We start from the raw sequence: 15122 nt of genomic DNA on the forward strand, positions 1-15122 counted from the left end.
AGCCCTAACGGAGGAATCATGAAGAAGTTTCTATTTGTCGCGACTCTATTTACATCTCAATTTGCATTTGCCGGAAAAATCAAAGAGCTAATCATTATGGCGGAAGATTCTGTTTACGAGCAGCTTTACAGCGAAGGAGATGTGACTCTTACTTTTTCGAATCAGGAACTGAAGTCTAACAAAAATGGCCTTCCTCAAATTAATATGGAAGTTGTATCACGAAGCTCGCACACTGGACGGGCCACAGTTTATTTCTGTTCAGTAGACTTTAAGAAATCCGCCGACTTCTTCGAGGTCGATTCGACATTGTGCCAATAACTCGAACTGAAGTTGTGTTTTCAAGTTAAGCCACCTAAGTATGTAACAGGACTTGTTTTTCATTAAACGAGTCCTGCACCTCGACCCATATTTAATTTTATTGCAATTCTTCGTACGAAGGTCTGATACCTAATTCAATTTACCTTTATAACACCCCTAATCGTTGTAATATAAGAGTATGAATATAAAGCAACGCTTCGGCATCCCCGTACGTTTGACAGTTATTACGACCTTTATTGTGTCGTTATGTTTTGCAGCTTTGGGCTCGGCGGCTTTTAGTATATTCAATCGCCAGATCACCGAACGCACTGAATCCGAAATCATGCTAGTCAGAAAGTCCTTTGTGCATCCCCTGTGGTTCTTGGACTACAAAACGATCATCCTGATGACGGATGATTTCTTAAAAAACAAAAGTAGCTTAATTAAAGCTATCCAGGTCACAACTTCCGACAACGAGCTTGTCGTCGAAAAGCATAATCTTGATCAAAAAGAAAACCTTGCATTTGATGACATTCGAAAATTAAGTCAATTTGAAACAATATCTGAAACCATCGTTTTTCAAGGCCGAGAAATCGGAAGAGTCTCGGTCATCGTTTCTAAAGAGCCGCTAAGAGCCAGCCTACAAAATCTATTAAAACAAATTCTATTGATCACTGTGGTTGCGATCTTCTGTGTATCGCTTGTACTGTTTTTATTAATTCGGCACTATATCTCGAACCCTTTAAATGAGCTTGTATCACTGGCTCATGCCTTTAAGAACGGTAACTACAATCTGAAACGAAAAGGTTGGAAGTTAGAATTCGGCGTTCTAGAAGACGCATTTCTTGAAGGAGCTAATGCGATCCGCAGTCGCGATGAATATTTAAGAAAACAAAATGAACAGCTAGAAATTATTATCGATGAACGCACTCAAAAAATTGATGCTCAGCGGGCACTCCTTGCAGAAAAAAGTCGCTTAGCGGCCCTGGGTGAATTTTCCGCCAATATCGCACATGAAATTAACAACCCTCTTTTTGTGATTACAAGCTCGGCAACATTAATCGATGCCAAACTTGCAAAAATTGGCCACCAACAAGAAGTTGCTAAAGACATTACAAAAATTCAAAACATGGTGACTCGCATTTCGAAAATTATTAAAGGCCTTCGCACCTTTGCTCGGGATGCCTCTGATGAAAAGAAAGCCGAGTTTTCTTTAGAGAAAATGATGGAAGATGTAAAAGATCTTTGCCAGGCACGACTCACCAACAGCGGGATCAGTCTTATGATTGAATTAGACTCCCCGTCGATGACTCTGTATGCCCGAGAAATTCAAATCTCGCAGGTACTTATCAATTTAATTAATAATTCTGCGGAAGCAATTAAAGATCGCACGGAAAAATGGATTCGAATTGGTGCAAAGTATATGGGGCCACACTTGATACTAAGTGTAACTGATTCAGGCTACGGGATTCCCCAAGATATACGAACAAAAATGACTCAGCCATTCTTTACAACTAAAGAAAAAGGGATTGGAACCGGATTAGGCCTTTCAATTGCTACGGGAATTATTAGCGCACATGATGGGGACCTTACTTACGATGACTCTTCTGTGCACACACGCTTTGTCATCTCAATTCCATACCAAAACTCTGAATCGATTCAATCCGCATAAAAAAAGGGGCTCTCGCCCCTTTTTATTTTAATATTCCCTGTACTGTTTCAAACACCGACTCGGGTGCCACTTTTAGCAATGCTTTTGTTTTGCGTTCCACAACTTCGACTTCTTTGTTATCCAAGCCGCGCTTTCCAAGAACAACCCTCACCGGCATTCCTAATAAATCCGCATCTTTAAACTTAACTCCCGGACGCTCTTCACGATCATCCATCAAAACTTCAATCCCTGCAGCGTTAAAGTCCGAATACATCTTTTCTGCAACCTGCATAACTTCTGGATTGCTTGGATCTAAAACACACATATGAACCTGGAACGGCGCTATCGCCTTAGGCCAAATGATTCCATCTGCATCATGCGATTGTTCAATACAAGCCTGCACAGTCCGAGTCACGCCGATACCATAACAGCCCATTTCAAAGTTTTGTTGCTTGCCATTCTTATCCAAGAAAGTCGCATTCATTTTTTCAGAATACTTCTTACCCAAATAAAACACGTGCCCTACTTCAATCCCGCGGTATGACTTTAAACGACCATTAGATTCTGGACACTTGTCACCCTCTCGAGCCATACGCAAATCAGCCGTCTTCGTTACCTGATAATCACGTCCATGATTAACTTGTTTCAAATGGAAGCCATCCTCATTCGCCCCCACGACGTAGTTCTTCAATCCAGCAACTCCATTATCCATGTAAACAGGAATCTTCAACCCTACCGGACCACAAGAACCAGGATGTGCCCCCGTTACTTGGAAAACCTCTTCATCTGTTAGCATCAACGGTGGATTCGTCAGACCCAAGATATTTTTGAGTTTGATTGGATTCACTTCATCAGAACCACGCAATAGAACAGCTACAGGCTTCAGGTCTTTTACCTTTGGATCTGTCCCGTCGTTAGCGCTAAAAAACAACGTCTTCACTAACTCTTTTTCAGCAAGCCCAGTAAACTTTGCCAAGTCAGCTATCGTCTTCTGACCTGGAGTCGCAAATTTTTCTAAAGATTTTTCGGCTTCATTTGAGACATGTGGTACAGCATCAATCGCCGGGCAAACCTCAACATTGGCCGCAAAGCTAGTCGTATCACTGACAAGCAAAGCATCTTCCCCTGCTTCAGCCAGTAATTGAAACTCATGAGTCTGCGAGCCTCCAATGTTTCCAGCATCTGCCTGTACAATACGGTAGTGCAGACCTAAACGATCAAAGATGGCCTGGTAAGCTTCATACATTGATTTATAAGCGTTCAATGCCCCTTCTTGATCAGCATCAAAGCTATAGGCATCCTTCATTACAAATTCACGTCCGCGCATCAAGCCAAAACGAGGTCGGATTTCATCACGGTATTTGTTCTGAATTTGATAAATATTGCGAGGCAAATCGCGATATGATTTTACATCATTCCGGACGTAGTCTGTCACCGCCTCTTCATGGGTTGCCCCCAAACAAAACCAATGCTTATTGCGGTTTTGAAATTTCAATAATCCATCGCCCATTTCAGACCAACGATTTGTTTCTTCCCAAAGCTCTCGGGGGTGAACCATTGGCATTAAAATCTCGGTACAACCACGTTTATCTAATTCTTGACGAATGATCGCCTCGAACTTGCGAATAGCTCGAATGCCTAAGTTTCCATAGGTATAAATTCCGGGCGCCAACTTTTTCATATACCCGCCGCGAATCAACAGTTTATGACTTGGAATCTCGGCATCAGTCGGAGCTTCTTTTAATGTAAAAATATGTGATTTCGTCCACTTCATGTTGTCACCCTCTAATTTTCTATTCGTTCTCGGAACCGCGCACATCAATTCCATAAGACTTGATTTTGCGGTGTAAATAACTTCGCTCAAGCCCGATTACTTCAGCGGTCTTTGAAATATTTCCGTTGTTTTCGTTAATCTTTGAAACCAGATACTCTTTTTCAAATACGGCTCTGGCTTCACGGAAGGTATTTAAATTTAGTCCAGGTACCGAACCCGAACCATTGCTCTCAATTCCCAGGCCCGCAAAGTATAGATCATGAACATCTACAAATTCGCTGGGAGTTAAAATATAAACTCTTTCGATGAAATTCTTTAACTCGCGAACATTGCCCGGCCAATTATGCTGAATCATCGTTTGCACCGCCTTGTCCGAGAAGGCTTTCTTTTGCACGCCAGATTCGCGAGCGACATGATCACTAAAAAAGGAAATCAAAGCCGGAATATCTTCCGAACGATCTGCCAACGACGAGATGTGAAATGGAATTGCACTTAAACGATGCCACAACTCTTTATTAAAGCGTCCCTCGTCCACTTCTTTTTCGACATTCTTGCTAGAAGAAGCAATCACACAAACTTCCATACTTAGTTTCTCATTGCCACCAACTCGAGTGATCACTTTGGCCTGCAACAAATTCAAAAGCGAGTTTTGAGCCGACAAACTTAACTCGGTAACTTCGGAAAGATACAACGTGCCTCCGGCAGCTAGCTCCACCTTACCTTTTTTAACTCTGTCAACACCTGGCATTGCCCCTTTTTCGATTCCAAAAAGTTCCGCTTCCATCAGTTCTTCTGGCAGTGCCGAGCAGTTTAAGTCCACGAAAGGACGGCTGGCACGGGGACTCATATAGTGAATGTTTTGGGCTGCCAGCTTTTTCCCCACACCATGGGCGCCGGTCATCAATAGCCACGAATGCGTCGGAGCCACTTTCGCAATAAGTTGTTTTGTCGCCATCATCGACGCTGACTCTCCAACCAAGGCAATGCTTCGGCGAAGCTTATTAAGCAAAAGATTTTTTTCTTCTTTTTCTTGTTGGAACTGCAAAATATTTGTGATGACGATGGAAATCTTGTCCATCGAAAGTGGTTTTTCAATAAAGTCCCAAGCACCAAGCTTAGTTGCCTTCACTGCCGTTTCGATCGTGCCATGTCCCGAGATCATTACGAATTCGACCGATGGAAACTCCTTTCGGGCTGTCGTTAAGACTTCGATTCCATCCATCCGTCCTGGCATCCAAATATCAAGAAAACAAATATCAGGTTGAAACTCACGCAAAGCTTTTAGGCCCGAATCCCCATCAAAAGCGGTGTGCAATTGAAAGCCATCATCGACAAGATTGGCGGAAAGAACATCACGAATCGGAGCTTCATCGTCGATAATTAAAATTTTAGTTCTTTTGGCTAAATCATGATATTCAGCTGGCGTCATGTTATTCTCCTAAAGATGGCTTCCATCCACCTAGCTCGTGCACTGGAATTTCGATAACCATTTTTGTGCCTCGAGGTGAATTCGAAGTGGCGCGAATAAATCCATTATGGTCTTCGATAATCCGCTTCACAATGGCCAAGCCTAACCCAGTTCCGGTCTCTTTTGTAGAATAGTATGGCTCAAAAATACGGTTTCTGTCATGCGACGCAATGCCAGTTCCATTATCAGCCACGGTTAGGCGCACTAGTTTCAAATCTGCATCATAGCGAGTCTGGACCAATACCTCAGGTTGTTGCTCTTTCGACACAGCACTCACAGCGTTATCAACCAGGTTGACCAACACCCTTTTTATTTGATCAGGATCAAATTTAAATTCAGGCAATTGTGCATCCATATCAAAATCAAAACGAATCTGCGCATGGGCTGGGCGGAATACCAAAAGGGCTTCATCAACAACCGAGTTTAGATTGGCAACGATAGGCCGAGCCTGAGGCAATCGAGCAAAATTACTAAATTCGTTCACTAGGTTTTTTAGATCATCGACTTGACGAATGATCATCCCCGTACAGTCGGTAAATGCGGTATCAGTGATTTGACTTCCGAATTTTCTTTGCAATCGTTCAGCAGAAAGCTTGATCGGTGTTAGTGGATTTTTAATCTCATGCGCAATTCGCCGAGCCACCTCTGTCCAAGCCGCCGAGCGCTGAGCTGATACAATCGGAGTCAAATCATCAAAAACGACGATCTTTCCAATTTCGTGCCCCTTTTCATCCTTCAAAATAGAAATTGTCAGTAGTAATGGAAGCTGCTCGCCAGCTACGTTGATGGTGATCTCTTTTTGAATACTTTCCTGCTTCAGATCGACCATTGTTTTGATCAATTCGCCGAAAGTTCGGAAGTACTCTAACGTCAGAAGCTCGCGAACACTATGACCAATATATTTTTCGGGATCTATCTTTAAGATCTGAGCCGCTCGTCCGTTGATAGTTGTCACCACACCATGAGAATCCACCGAGATAACACCGGCACTGACGTTCTTTAGAACAACCTCGATATACCGAGTGTGCTGATCCAGCTCTTGAAGGGACTTTTCCAACGTGAAGGTCATCTGATTAAAATTTTCAATCAATGCCTGTATCTCTTCGGAACCAGATTTCACAGCCAACGGAGAATAATCTCCTCCGGATACACGTTTTGTTGCCCGACCCAGTTGAACCAACGGAATTGAAAGCTGCTTAGCCAAATAAAAGCCAAACCAAATGGCCGCAAATAAAATCACTAAGGTCATTAAAAATAAAATAATCAGATAAATTGATTTTAGCGGATACTCCAAGGGATTAATGTCGCGGAATTCCTCATAAGCCGTCGCCACATGATTCATACGACTGATCAACGACATTGGAACAAAAGATGAAACTACAATAGCCCCATCATCACCACCCTCGGACATAGGCACAATGACTCGAACTAAATTTCCATCACCAAACTGGTGTATCGTACTTGCTTCAACGTGAGACTTTACACCTTTTTGCAAAAACTCTAAGGATACGGCCGGAACCGCTGGAATATTTTCCGCCTTGGCGTGCACCATCAATCTTTTACCAAACAACGATGGATAATACTCGACCGCATCCAGGGCAAATTCTTGTCGCAAGGTTTCTAATTTATTTAAGCGCGCTTTTGAATCATGGGCTCCCCGTAAAGCCTTCGCAACTTGATGAGCAAAATGATAGTTCTTCTTTTTAGCATCAAAATAATAGACGTTAGTAACTTCGAGGGAACTCTTTAAAACACCCACCATCTTGACGTTGAACCACTTGTCAAAGCTAGAGTTGATATAGAAAACAGAAATTACAAACATCAATGTTGTTGGGACCACACTGAAGGCAACAAACGCTGCAATCAATTTCGCTTTTAAACTGCTGCCAAAAACTTTTCCCCGGCGCTCGACAAACGTCTTCACCACATTCCGAAAAATAAGGAACAACAAAAGAAGAAGTAAAATTATATTAAAGTTCACAAGTCCAAAAAAGAAAATACTGTGAACAAAAGGAAGCGCTTGGCTGGTTGCAAACAGACGAATTTCAAACCAGGTCAAAAGAACAAAAATAAAACTCAGTACAAAGACAAGAACAACCTCGCGGCGTCGCTTCTTGAACTCTATAGAGGAATCCCCGTTTGGAATTTGCTGATATTCGTCTTTCATAGACTTAGATCCTACTGGAGCGGCTGCGACGGAGCAAATTAAAAAACCCGCTTCCAACAAACCGAAGCGGGTTTTTTAGATAATTTCTAATATCTTATGTGCGATAGAGTTAAACTACTTCTTCGCTTTTTTTGCTTTTCCGGCTTTGGCTTTTTTAACGGCCTTTTTCACGGCTTTTGCAGTCTTTTTTACTGCTGGCTTAGCTTTTGATTTTGTCTCGGCCAAATCAATTTGAATTTGCTCGATAAGGCCCATCATTTCTAACATGACCTGAGCGGCTTCCGCCCCCTTATTGCCATGCTTACCACCAGCGCGATCGAATGCTTGCTCTTCATTCTCGGTCGTTAAAACACCAAAGCCAATTGGCTTTTTATACTGCAACATCAAAGCTGTCACACCACGCTCTACTGAATTACAAACAACATCATAATGAGTCGTATCGCCACGAACCACAGCCCCTAATGCAACAACGCCTTCACAGCCTTGATCAAAAAGAGCTTGCGCCGCCAAAGGAATTTCAACCGCTCCGGGTACTTTTAATGCAAAAATCTCGAGCCCCTCGATACCTTCAAGAACCGAAATAGCCCCTTCTTCAAGCTTATCTGTAATTTCAGAGTTAAAACGCGCAGTAACAATACCAACTCTTTTCATCGTATTTTTTCCTTCTTTTAAGATTTCTTCAGTGGAACAATTTCAACAATTTCTAAATCGTAGGCTTTAAGACCTACCTTTTTTTCTGGCTTATTCGTTAACAAGTTGATCTTATGAACACCAAGCTGACGCAAAATTTGCGCACCAATGCCATAGTCCTTTTGATCCATATTTGCCGGACGAGGGCCCGTCGCAATCCCTAAAAGATGCTTCATTTCTAGAGCCAATCCCTGATTGCGATTGAATCCTCGCAACATTAAAAAAACACCAGATCCATTCTCTTCTATCTGCGCCAAAGAACTTGCCACGGTTGGTAAGCCCTGAGTCTTCAGAGTCAAAACATCTCGGGTGTAGTTATCGACATGAACACGCACCAATGTCGGCTCTCCGGCCTTAACCTCGCCTTTTTGAAGGACAAGATGCTCTTGCCCATCAATTCGGCTAACAAAAATTGAAGCCTTCCAGTTTTGCCCAAACGATGGAGGCAAATCAAATGAATCCGTTTTCTCGACCAACGAATCATGAGCTAAACGATATTCGATAAGATCTACGATAGTTCCTATTTTTAAATCATGCTTCTTCGCAAAAGCCATCAAATCAGGAACTCGAGACATTTCGCCATCTTCATTAATGACTTCACAAATAACCGCTGCAGGATTCAAACCTGCCAGCCGAGCTAGATCAACAGAACCTTCGGTGTGACCAGCTCTTTTCAAAACACCACCGTCTTGAGCTCGCAACGGAAAGATATGACCAGGCACATGAACATCGCTGGGCTTAGCTAACGGACTCGCCGCGACCTTGATTGTATGACTGCGATCTGCCGCAGAAATCCCCGTAGTCACGCCATGCGCCGCTTCGATACTAACAGTAAAAGCTGTTTTGTTCGGCGATAGATTAAATTCTTCGCGAATCATTTGCGGCAATTGCAAGCGATCAATCTGTTGAGAGGTCATGGACAAGCAAACCAAGCCGCGGGCCTCACGAATCATAAAATTGATGGCCTCGGGCGTGCAATGATCTGAAGCAAGAATCAAATCACCTTCATTCTCTCGATCTTCATCATCGATAAGAATAACGATCTTGCCTTGCCGAATATCCTCAATGAGTTCTGGGATCGTATTAAATTTATATTCAGAGTGCTGAGACAATGTAGACCTACTTTCTTCCAACTTCAGGCATAACTACATGCCCAGACTCGATAGCTCTCATCACGGCTCGTGCCATATAATCTGGCTCGACATTGATAGTACTTCCCGAAACCAAAGCTCCTAGATTGGTTCTTTTCACCGTTTCAGGAATTAAACAGACACCTACTACCGATCCTTTAATTTCATTCACCGTCAAGCTAACACCATTCAGTGTGATACTCCCCTTTTTCCAAACAAAGGGCAAAATAGAATCGGCCACTTTAACGTCAAGAAAGAAGGACTCACCCACAAGCTCTGCTCGCGTCACAACGCCAAGCGAGTCCACATGTCCGGTCACCAAATGACCATGAATGCGATCTCCGAATCGAAGCGATCTTTCAAGATTTAATTTTTTACCCACCCAAGTCGTCGGTGTCCAATTCAGAACCCGAATCGTCTCGGCGGCCAATGCAAAAGTCATTTCATGTTGATTAAAAGTCTCGACCGTCAAGCACACACCATCACAGGCGATACTATCGCCAGATTTAATGTCGTCAAAATCTTGCGGACGAGTCACAGTAATTCGAAAAGCATTCTGAAGCTCTTCAGATTTTACAATTGGCTGAACGGACTCTACAATTCCAGAAAACATGGGGGCCTCGTTAGTTTGTCGCAACCTACACTGAAGCCCCAAAAATGACAAGTTTTGAAGTCAAAAAGAGCCTTCTTGCTAAAGAGGGCTCTTTTAAATAAAACCTTATAATTTCATATACTTACATAAAAGTTAGTTCTTCTTTGTTTTTTGAGCCTTAGCAACTGTCTGCGCCGGAGTTGCTGACGAGGCTGCTTTTTTAGCGGCTTCAATCTCTTCATGAAGCTTATCAAGCACGACTTTGCCGCCAACAACGGCCCGTCTTTGCATTGAATTTGGAGCAAATTCAACAACCTTCACACGAGACAATTCATCTCCAACACTTACTACCTCAACGGTCGCATAATAAGAATCTTCTCCAAGCCCCACAGATCCTAAATACTGAGAGTTGCAGGGTTCGCCCGACCACGCGTACTCTTCGTTGTAAATTCTTAAACGATCACCAACTTCTAAATTGACATCACGACCACCAACAATAGTCACATGAGTGTCGTGATCCATAAAGACTCGCGAATACCATTTATCTTTGGCCATTGATGTTGCCAAACTATCCACACCTTTTTGCAAAGCTGTTTTGGTAACTGAAGCCAGCGGCGTTTGATAGTAGTAGCGCGGCCCTACACCAAATGCGCCGAAATTAATTTTAAATGACACCTTGGTCTTTGTCTGTTTTGCATTGATATTCACGTCAGCTAAACGCGATTTTCCCAACGGAGGAAGTGCATTCATACTGACATCTAACTGAGCATACTCAACGTCAAAGTCCCCGCCAACTCCCAAGCCCGATCCGACATTTCCATTTTGGTTAAATCCGATTGACAGCCCACCGCCACCAATCAATTCAAAAGCGTTTACCGAGCCTCCTAATTTGGCTTGAGGCAAATTGACCATACACCACGCGGTTCTTGAAAATTCTGCGCGAAAATCAGATTGCTTCGCCTCTGACATAGATTTTGCCAAAAGCTTTTGGTCCCCGGGGGTTAAAGAAATCGGGTTCTCGTTTGTGGGATTCGAAGGATCCCCACTTATGGTGGGGGCATTACGAACAGTGAACTGCCCGCTTTCTGCAATCACCCCATAAAGTTGTTGATTCGCAACAAACTGAAAGTCAAAAGATCCCCCGCTCGGAATCAAGAATGGACTCGACTTCATATTGCCCAGCTCAACAATTTTTTTGAGACTACGTGGCTTAGCAATTGGCTGTTGCTGCTCGCACTTCTCATTACCCATGAGTAAACCCGCAGAACCTACCATAACTAATAATTTGCTAACCTGTCTTTTTGTAATCCCAAACATGGGGCCTCCCGCACAAAGGTCTAGGTGGTACTAGACTTTTGTTCGGCATTCTTACGGCTCGGTAAAGGGGCCACGGGAACAAAATTTTTTTCGTTTAAACTTTGAACAGTTTTTAAATGAATTATGGCTGAACCTTCAACAATATCCATTGAATCAGCCTTTTATTAGGTACTTTCGTAAATTTAAAATCCACCGCCACCAGCAAGAACAACATAGTAAAGAGTCTCGTCTTTCGGCAACGAACCACCTGTCTTGTCTATTCGATTTTCCAAGTAACGAAGAGCTTTCGCTCCCACCCCAAGTCTCAAACCAGCTAAGGTAAATACAACACCAGCATCTGCCGTAGCAGCTGTATTTTTATCTGAAGCAACCCGAACACCAGGCCCAACATAGGCCTGAAAACCCAAACTTCTATCATCATTAAAAGCTTGAATACCTGCCAGAATCGACGAATCCAAACCATTAATGGTTTTTATATTTGAGCCAAAACGACTAAAGATCGCATTTCGCCAATTAAGCCACTCGGTTAAATACCAATTAAGCCCTAAATTGATCTCGGAGTAAGAGTTGCCGTTGGTAACCCCCGAGGAACCACTTACATCGTAAGTAAAAGTTTTCGCCGATGTCGGAACTTGTTTAATCGTCGGAAGGGCCTTTCGCTGCGCCTGCGCCAAATCCAACCCCCAAAGACTAAGTACTACGACCAATAGGCCTCGAGACAGATTGGTTGTGCTTGCAAAACTTACAATTTTTTCTATTTTCAAGAGGCATCTTTTTACTTTAAGCATGATTAATTATATCTCGTTTTTCGGGGGAATCATCATGTACTCAAAGTTTTTAGTATTTATTGCGGCTTCAGTCCTGACAGCTCAAGCGTTGGCGCAGACTCAAATCGACGAAGTTTTTCATCAATTGAAAAGCAACCAGCGTAGCTATGAGGACAAAGGTGCAATCTGCGAAGAAGTCGCCAAGGTCTTACTTCAAAAAGACTTCCCCGCTCCACGCTTTAAAGTAGAAGTCGGAATTGCTTACGGCGATCTTGATAAAACTATCGGCGAGTTAGACGAAGTAATCATCGATACGACAACCAACAAAGCGGTTCAAGTTATCGAAGTTAAATGCTGGACTGACCTCAATGCCGGCCGAGAAAAAGCTCTTGATCAGCGCGCTCGGTTTTTAAAAAATATTCGCTCAGCAAAAGAACTATTTTTTAGTTCTACAAGCACCCAAGATGAGTTTCCTCAAGAAATGTTCGAAGGTCTGACAGACTTCCGATCTATTGGTCAAAAAGGCGCCACTGCTGCCGGTTATGACCTTGAGTTCCCGTTTACTATGAAAGAACTTATGGATCTTAGAGTCCGTCTTATTCGCTGTCAAAGCTGGGGAGCCCCTCACTGTAATTAAGGGGCCCTGCTAAAAGTTAAAATGTTAAATGAAGATCATTAGCATCAATTGTGATATTGTCGCCGGCTTTGATTTTTCCTGCGATCATTTCCTTCGAAAGAGGATTCAATAGTTCGGTCTGAATCACTCTTTTTAAGGGACGAGCACCATAGATCGGGTCGTAGCCTTTTTTGGCAAGTAGAGCGACGGCCTTGTCCGTGATCTCGGCATTGATCTTTTTGGCTTTCAATCTTTGCAACACAAGATCCAACTGAACCTTCACGATTCCCGCAATCTGAGCCTCGCCCAAACTGTTGTAAATCACCACTTCATCGATGCGATTGATGAACTCAGGTCGGAATTGCCCACGCAATGCCTCGGTGACGGCTTCGCGCTTTTCAGCCTCACTCATCGCCGGGTCTAAAATCGAATGGGAACCCACATTCGACGTCATCACGATCACGGTGTTTTTAAAGTCCACGGTACGACCTTGCCCGTCAGTCAAACGACCATCATCTAAGACTTGCAATAAAATATTGAAGACATCTGGATGGGCTTTCTCAATCTCGTCGAGCAAGACCACCGAATAAGGTTTGCGTCGTACAGACTCTGTCAACTGTCCACCCTCTTCGTAGCCCACATATCCTGGAGGAGCTCCGACAAGGCGTGATACCGAATGCTTCTCCATGTACTCAGACATATCAATTCGTACCACGGCCTGCTCATCATCAAACAAGAAATCAGCCAAGGCTTTAACGGTTTCGGTTTTACCTACACCCGTTGGACCTAAAAACATAAACGTACCAATCGGACGATTGGGGTCCGAGATTTCAGCGCGCGCGCGACGAATTGCATCCGCAACGATTGTCAAAGCATGATCTTGCCCGACGACTCGATGGCGAAGTTGATCCTCCATCGATAAAAGCTTCATCTGATCGCTTTCCAACATCTTGCTAACAGGAATTCCTGTCCACTTCGCGACCACTTCGGCAACGTCCTCGGGACCGACTTCTTCCTTCAACATGCGTTGCTCAGACTTCGAAGAGCCCGCCGCTTTTTCCTCCAAAGCTTTTAGACGCTTTTCCATTTCTGGCACCTTGCCGTACTTCAATTCTGCCGCCTTACCAAGATCCCCCGAGCGCTCAGCCCGCTCAACCTCAAGCCGCATTGACTCTAGGTCTGACTTCAGTTTTTTAATTTGCTCGATGCCGCCTTTTTCAAACTCCCACTGCTCACGCAATTGCTGATTCTTGGCCTTCAATTCTGTCAGTTCTTTTTCGATGCTTGCCAAGCGATCTCGAGCACCTTCGTCCTTTTCTTTTTTCAAGGCTTCAGCTTCAATTCGCAAATTCATTAACTTGCGTTCAATCTCATCGATCTCGACAGGCACCGAGCGCACTTGCATCGCCAACTTCGAAGCCGCTTCGTCCATTAAGTCGATCGCTTTATCTGGCAAAAATCTTGAAGTGATATAACGATGCGAAAGTTTCACAGCGGCCACCAAGGCAGAATCCGTGATTCGCACGCCATGGTGAACTTCATATTTTTCCTTGAGACCACGCATAATGGTGATTGCATCATCAACAGAGGGCTCATCAACAAGCACCGTCTGGAAACGACGCTCGAGAGCGGCATCTTTTTCAATGTATTTACGATACTCATCCAAAGTGGTCGCACCAATGCAATGCAGTTCTCCACGCGCCAAGGCGGGCTTCAACAATTGACCAGCATCCATGGCTCCATCGGTTTTTCCTGCACCCACCAAGGTGTGAATCTCGTCGATAAATAAAATAATCTGCCCATCGCTGGAGGTCACCTCTTTGATGACGGCCTTCAAGCGATCCTCGAACTCTCCGCGATACTTGGCGCCCGCAATCAGGGCCCCCATATCCAAGGACATCAATTTTTTACCAATTAAGTTTTCAGGAACATCTTGTTTGACGATACGAAGGGCCAAGCCCTCTGCAATCGCCGTTTTACCAACCCCAGGCTCTCCGATAAGAACCGGATTGTTTTTCGTACGACGGGAAAGAACCTGAACAACACGACGAATTTCTTCATCTCGTCCAACTACAGGATCTAATTTTCCTTCGGCCGCAAGCGCCGTCAGATCTCGGGCGTATTTCGTCAAAACTTCATATTTATTTTCAGGGTCATCATCCGTTACTTTTTGATTTCCACGCATTTCTTTAAGCTGCTGTTGAGCCGCCTTTAATGCCACCCCATGCTTTTTAAAGATCGCAACAAGTTCTGAATCGGAAGACTTGAGCATCGTCATAAAAAAGTGCTCGGTCGAAATAAAAGAGTCACCCCATTCACGAGCTTCAACCTCAGCCCCATCAAAAATTTTCTGAAGGCGAGGGCTTGCATAGAGTTTCGCGTTTCCACCGGTTACTTTGGGGAATTTTTCGATTTTTAGACGGATGTCTTCTAAGAACTGTGAAGCTTGAACTTTCATCTTATCTAAAAGCCGCGGCACAATCCCTTCAGATTGCTGAACTAGCTCATATAGTACATGCTCGGGTTCTACAGATGGATGTCCTTTTGATTCCGCTAATTTAGCCGCCGCCTGCATCGCTTCTTGGCTTTTTCGCGTCATTTTTTCAATGTCGTTGCTCATAACACCTCCGTCTGAGATAAAGCTGTGTTCAAA

General features: G+C 43.8%; 12 protein-coding genes. 3 read left to right on the plus strand and 9 right to left on the minus strand.

Translation table 11 applies throughout. From position 1 onward, the window contains the following. The first annotated feature begins 18 nt into the window (after window positions 1–18). Window positions 19–318, plus strand: a complete 300-nt coding sequence (locus AC04MN_RS01940) for a hypothetical protein (RefSeq protein WP_475381496.1) — start codon at window positions 19–21, stop codon at window positions 316–318. Window positions 319–496: 178 nt separating this feature from the next. Continuing rightward, window positions 497–1969: a sensor histidine kinase gene (locus tag AC04MN_RS01945; RefSeq protein ID WP_475381497.1), complete on the plus strand. Its 1473-nt coding sequence runs from the start codon at window positions 497–499 to the stop codon at window positions 1967–1969. Window positions 1970–1991: 22 nt separating this feature from the next. Here AC04MN_RS01945 and AC04MN_RS01950 read toward each other — a convergent pair whose 3' ends face one another. The 8 genes from AC04MN_RS01950 to AC04MN_RS01985 form a co-directional block, all read right to left on the minus strand. After that, window positions 1992–3722 carry a proline--tRNA ligase gene (locus AC04MN_RS01950; protein ID WP_475381498.1) on the minus strand — a complete coding sequence of 577 codons (1731 nt, stop codon included), beginning with the start codon at window positions 3720–3722 and terminating at the stop codon, window positions 1992–1994. 19 nt (window positions 3723–3741) lie between these two features. Further along, window positions 3742–5151: a sigma-54-dependent transcriptional regulator gene (locus AC04MN_RS01955; protein ID WP_475381499.1), complete on the minus strand. Its 1410-nt coding sequence runs from the start codon at window positions 5149–5151 to the stop codon at window positions 3742–3744. Between the two features lies 1 nt (window position 5152). Further along, window positions 5153–7357 carry a sensor histidine kinase gene (locus AC04MN_RS01960; RefSeq protein WP_475381500.1) on the minus strand — a complete coding sequence of 735 codons (2205 nt, stop codon included), beginning with the start codon at window positions 7355–7357 and terminating at the stop codon, window positions 5153–5155. Between the two features lie 114 nt (window positions 7358–7471). Then, complete coding sequence (gene ribH, locus AC04MN_RS01965; RefSeq protein ID WP_475381501.1) at window positions 7472–8008, minus strand: 6,7-dimethyl-8-ribityllumazine synthase; 537 nt, start codon at window positions 8006–8008, stop codon at window positions 7472–7474. Window positions 8009–8025: 17 nt separating this feature from the next. Then, a complete protein-coding gene (gene ribB / locus AC04MN_RS01970; protein ID WP_475381502.1) occupies window positions 8026–9159 on the minus strand; it encodes a 3,4-dihydroxy-2-butanone-4-phosphate synthase in 1134 nt (377 codons plus the stop codon). 7 nt (window positions 9160–9166) lie between these two features. Next, on the minus strand, window positions 9167–9790 hold the full coding sequence (locus AC04MN_RS01975; RefSeq protein ID WP_475381503.1) for a riboflavin synthase: 624 nt from the start codon (window positions 9788–9790) through the stop codon (window positions 9167–9169). A 132-nt stretch (window positions 9791–9922) separates the two neighbouring features. Further along, window positions 9923–11086 (minus strand): hypothetical protein, encoded by a 1164-nt coding sequence (locus AC04MN_RS01980; protein WP_475381504.1) that lies wholly within the window; start codon window positions 11084–11086, stop codon window positions 9923–9925. A 182-nt stretch (window positions 11087–11268) separates the two neighbouring features. Next, a complete protein-coding gene (locus AC04MN_RS01985; protein ID WP_475381505.1) occupies window positions 11269–11850 on the minus strand; it encodes a hypothetical protein in 582 nt (193 codons plus the stop codon). A 58-nt stretch (window positions 11851–11908) separates the two neighbouring features. On the opposite strand from AC04MN_RS01985, the gene AC04MN_RS01990 reads away from it, so the two are divergent. Next, on the plus strand, window positions 11909–12490 hold the full coding sequence (locus tag AC04MN_RS01990; protein WP_475381506.1) for a hypothetical protein: 582 nt from the start codon (window positions 11909–11911) through the stop codon (window positions 12488–12490). 16 nt (window positions 12491–12506) lie between these two features. Here the strand turns inward: AC04MN_RS01990 and clpB are convergent, their stop codons facing one another. After that, window positions 12507–15089 (minus strand): ATP-dependent chaperone ClpB, encoded by a 2583-nt coding sequence (gene clpB / locus AC04MN_RS01995; RefSeq protein WP_475381507.1) that lies wholly within the window; start codon window positions 15087–15089, stop codon window positions 12507–12509. Window positions 15090–15122: the final 33 nt, after the last annotated feature.

It is taken from the genome of Bdellovibrio sp. ZFWA1, assembly GCF_056175665.1.

What these genes read in the sequence shown, in the direction of transcription:
- AC04MN_RS01990 (WP_475381506.1), top strand. Translation starts at nt 11,909, where the DNA reads ATGTACTCAAAGTTTTTAGTATTTATTGCGGCTTCAGTCCTGACAGCT.
- AC04MN_RS01940 (WP_475381496.1), top strand. Translation starts at nt 19, where the DNA reads ATGAAGAAGTTTCTATTTGTCGCGACTCTATTTACATCTCAATTTGCA.
- AC04MN_RS01955 (WP_475381499.1), bottom strand. Translation starts at nt 5,151, where the DNA reads ATGACGCCAGCTGAATATCATGATTTAGCCAAAAGAACTAAAATTTTA.
- AC04MN_RS01975 (WP_475381503.1), bottom strand. Translation starts at nt 9,790, where the DNA reads ATGTTTTCTGGAATTGTAGAGTCCGTTCAGCCAATTGTAAAATCTGAA.
- AC04MN_RS01950 (WP_475381498.1), bottom strand. Translation starts at nt 3,722, where the DNA reads ATGAAGTGGACGAAATCACATATTTTTACATTAAAAGAAGCTCCGACT.
- ribH (WP_475381501.1), bottom strand. Translation starts at nt 8,008, where the DNA reads ATGAAAAGAGTTGGTATTGTTACTGCGCGTTTTAACTCTGAAATTACA.
- clpB (WP_475381507.1), bottom strand. Translation starts at nt 15,089, where the DNA reads ATGAGCAACGACATTGAAAAAATGACGCGAAAAAGCCAAGAAGCGATG.
- AC04MN_RS01980 (WP_475381504.1), bottom strand. Translation starts at nt 11,086, where the DNA reads ATGTTTGGGATTACAAAAAGACAGGTTAGCAAATTATTAGTTATGGTA.
- AC04MN_RS01945 (WP_475381497.1), top strand. Translation starts at nt 497, where the DNA reads ATGAATATAAAGCAACGCTTCGGCATCCCCGTACGTTTGACAGTTATT.
- AC04MN_RS01960 (WP_475381500.1), bottom strand. Translation starts at nt 7,357, where the DNA reads ATGAAAGACGAATATCAGCAAATTCCAAACGGGGATTCCTCTATAGAG.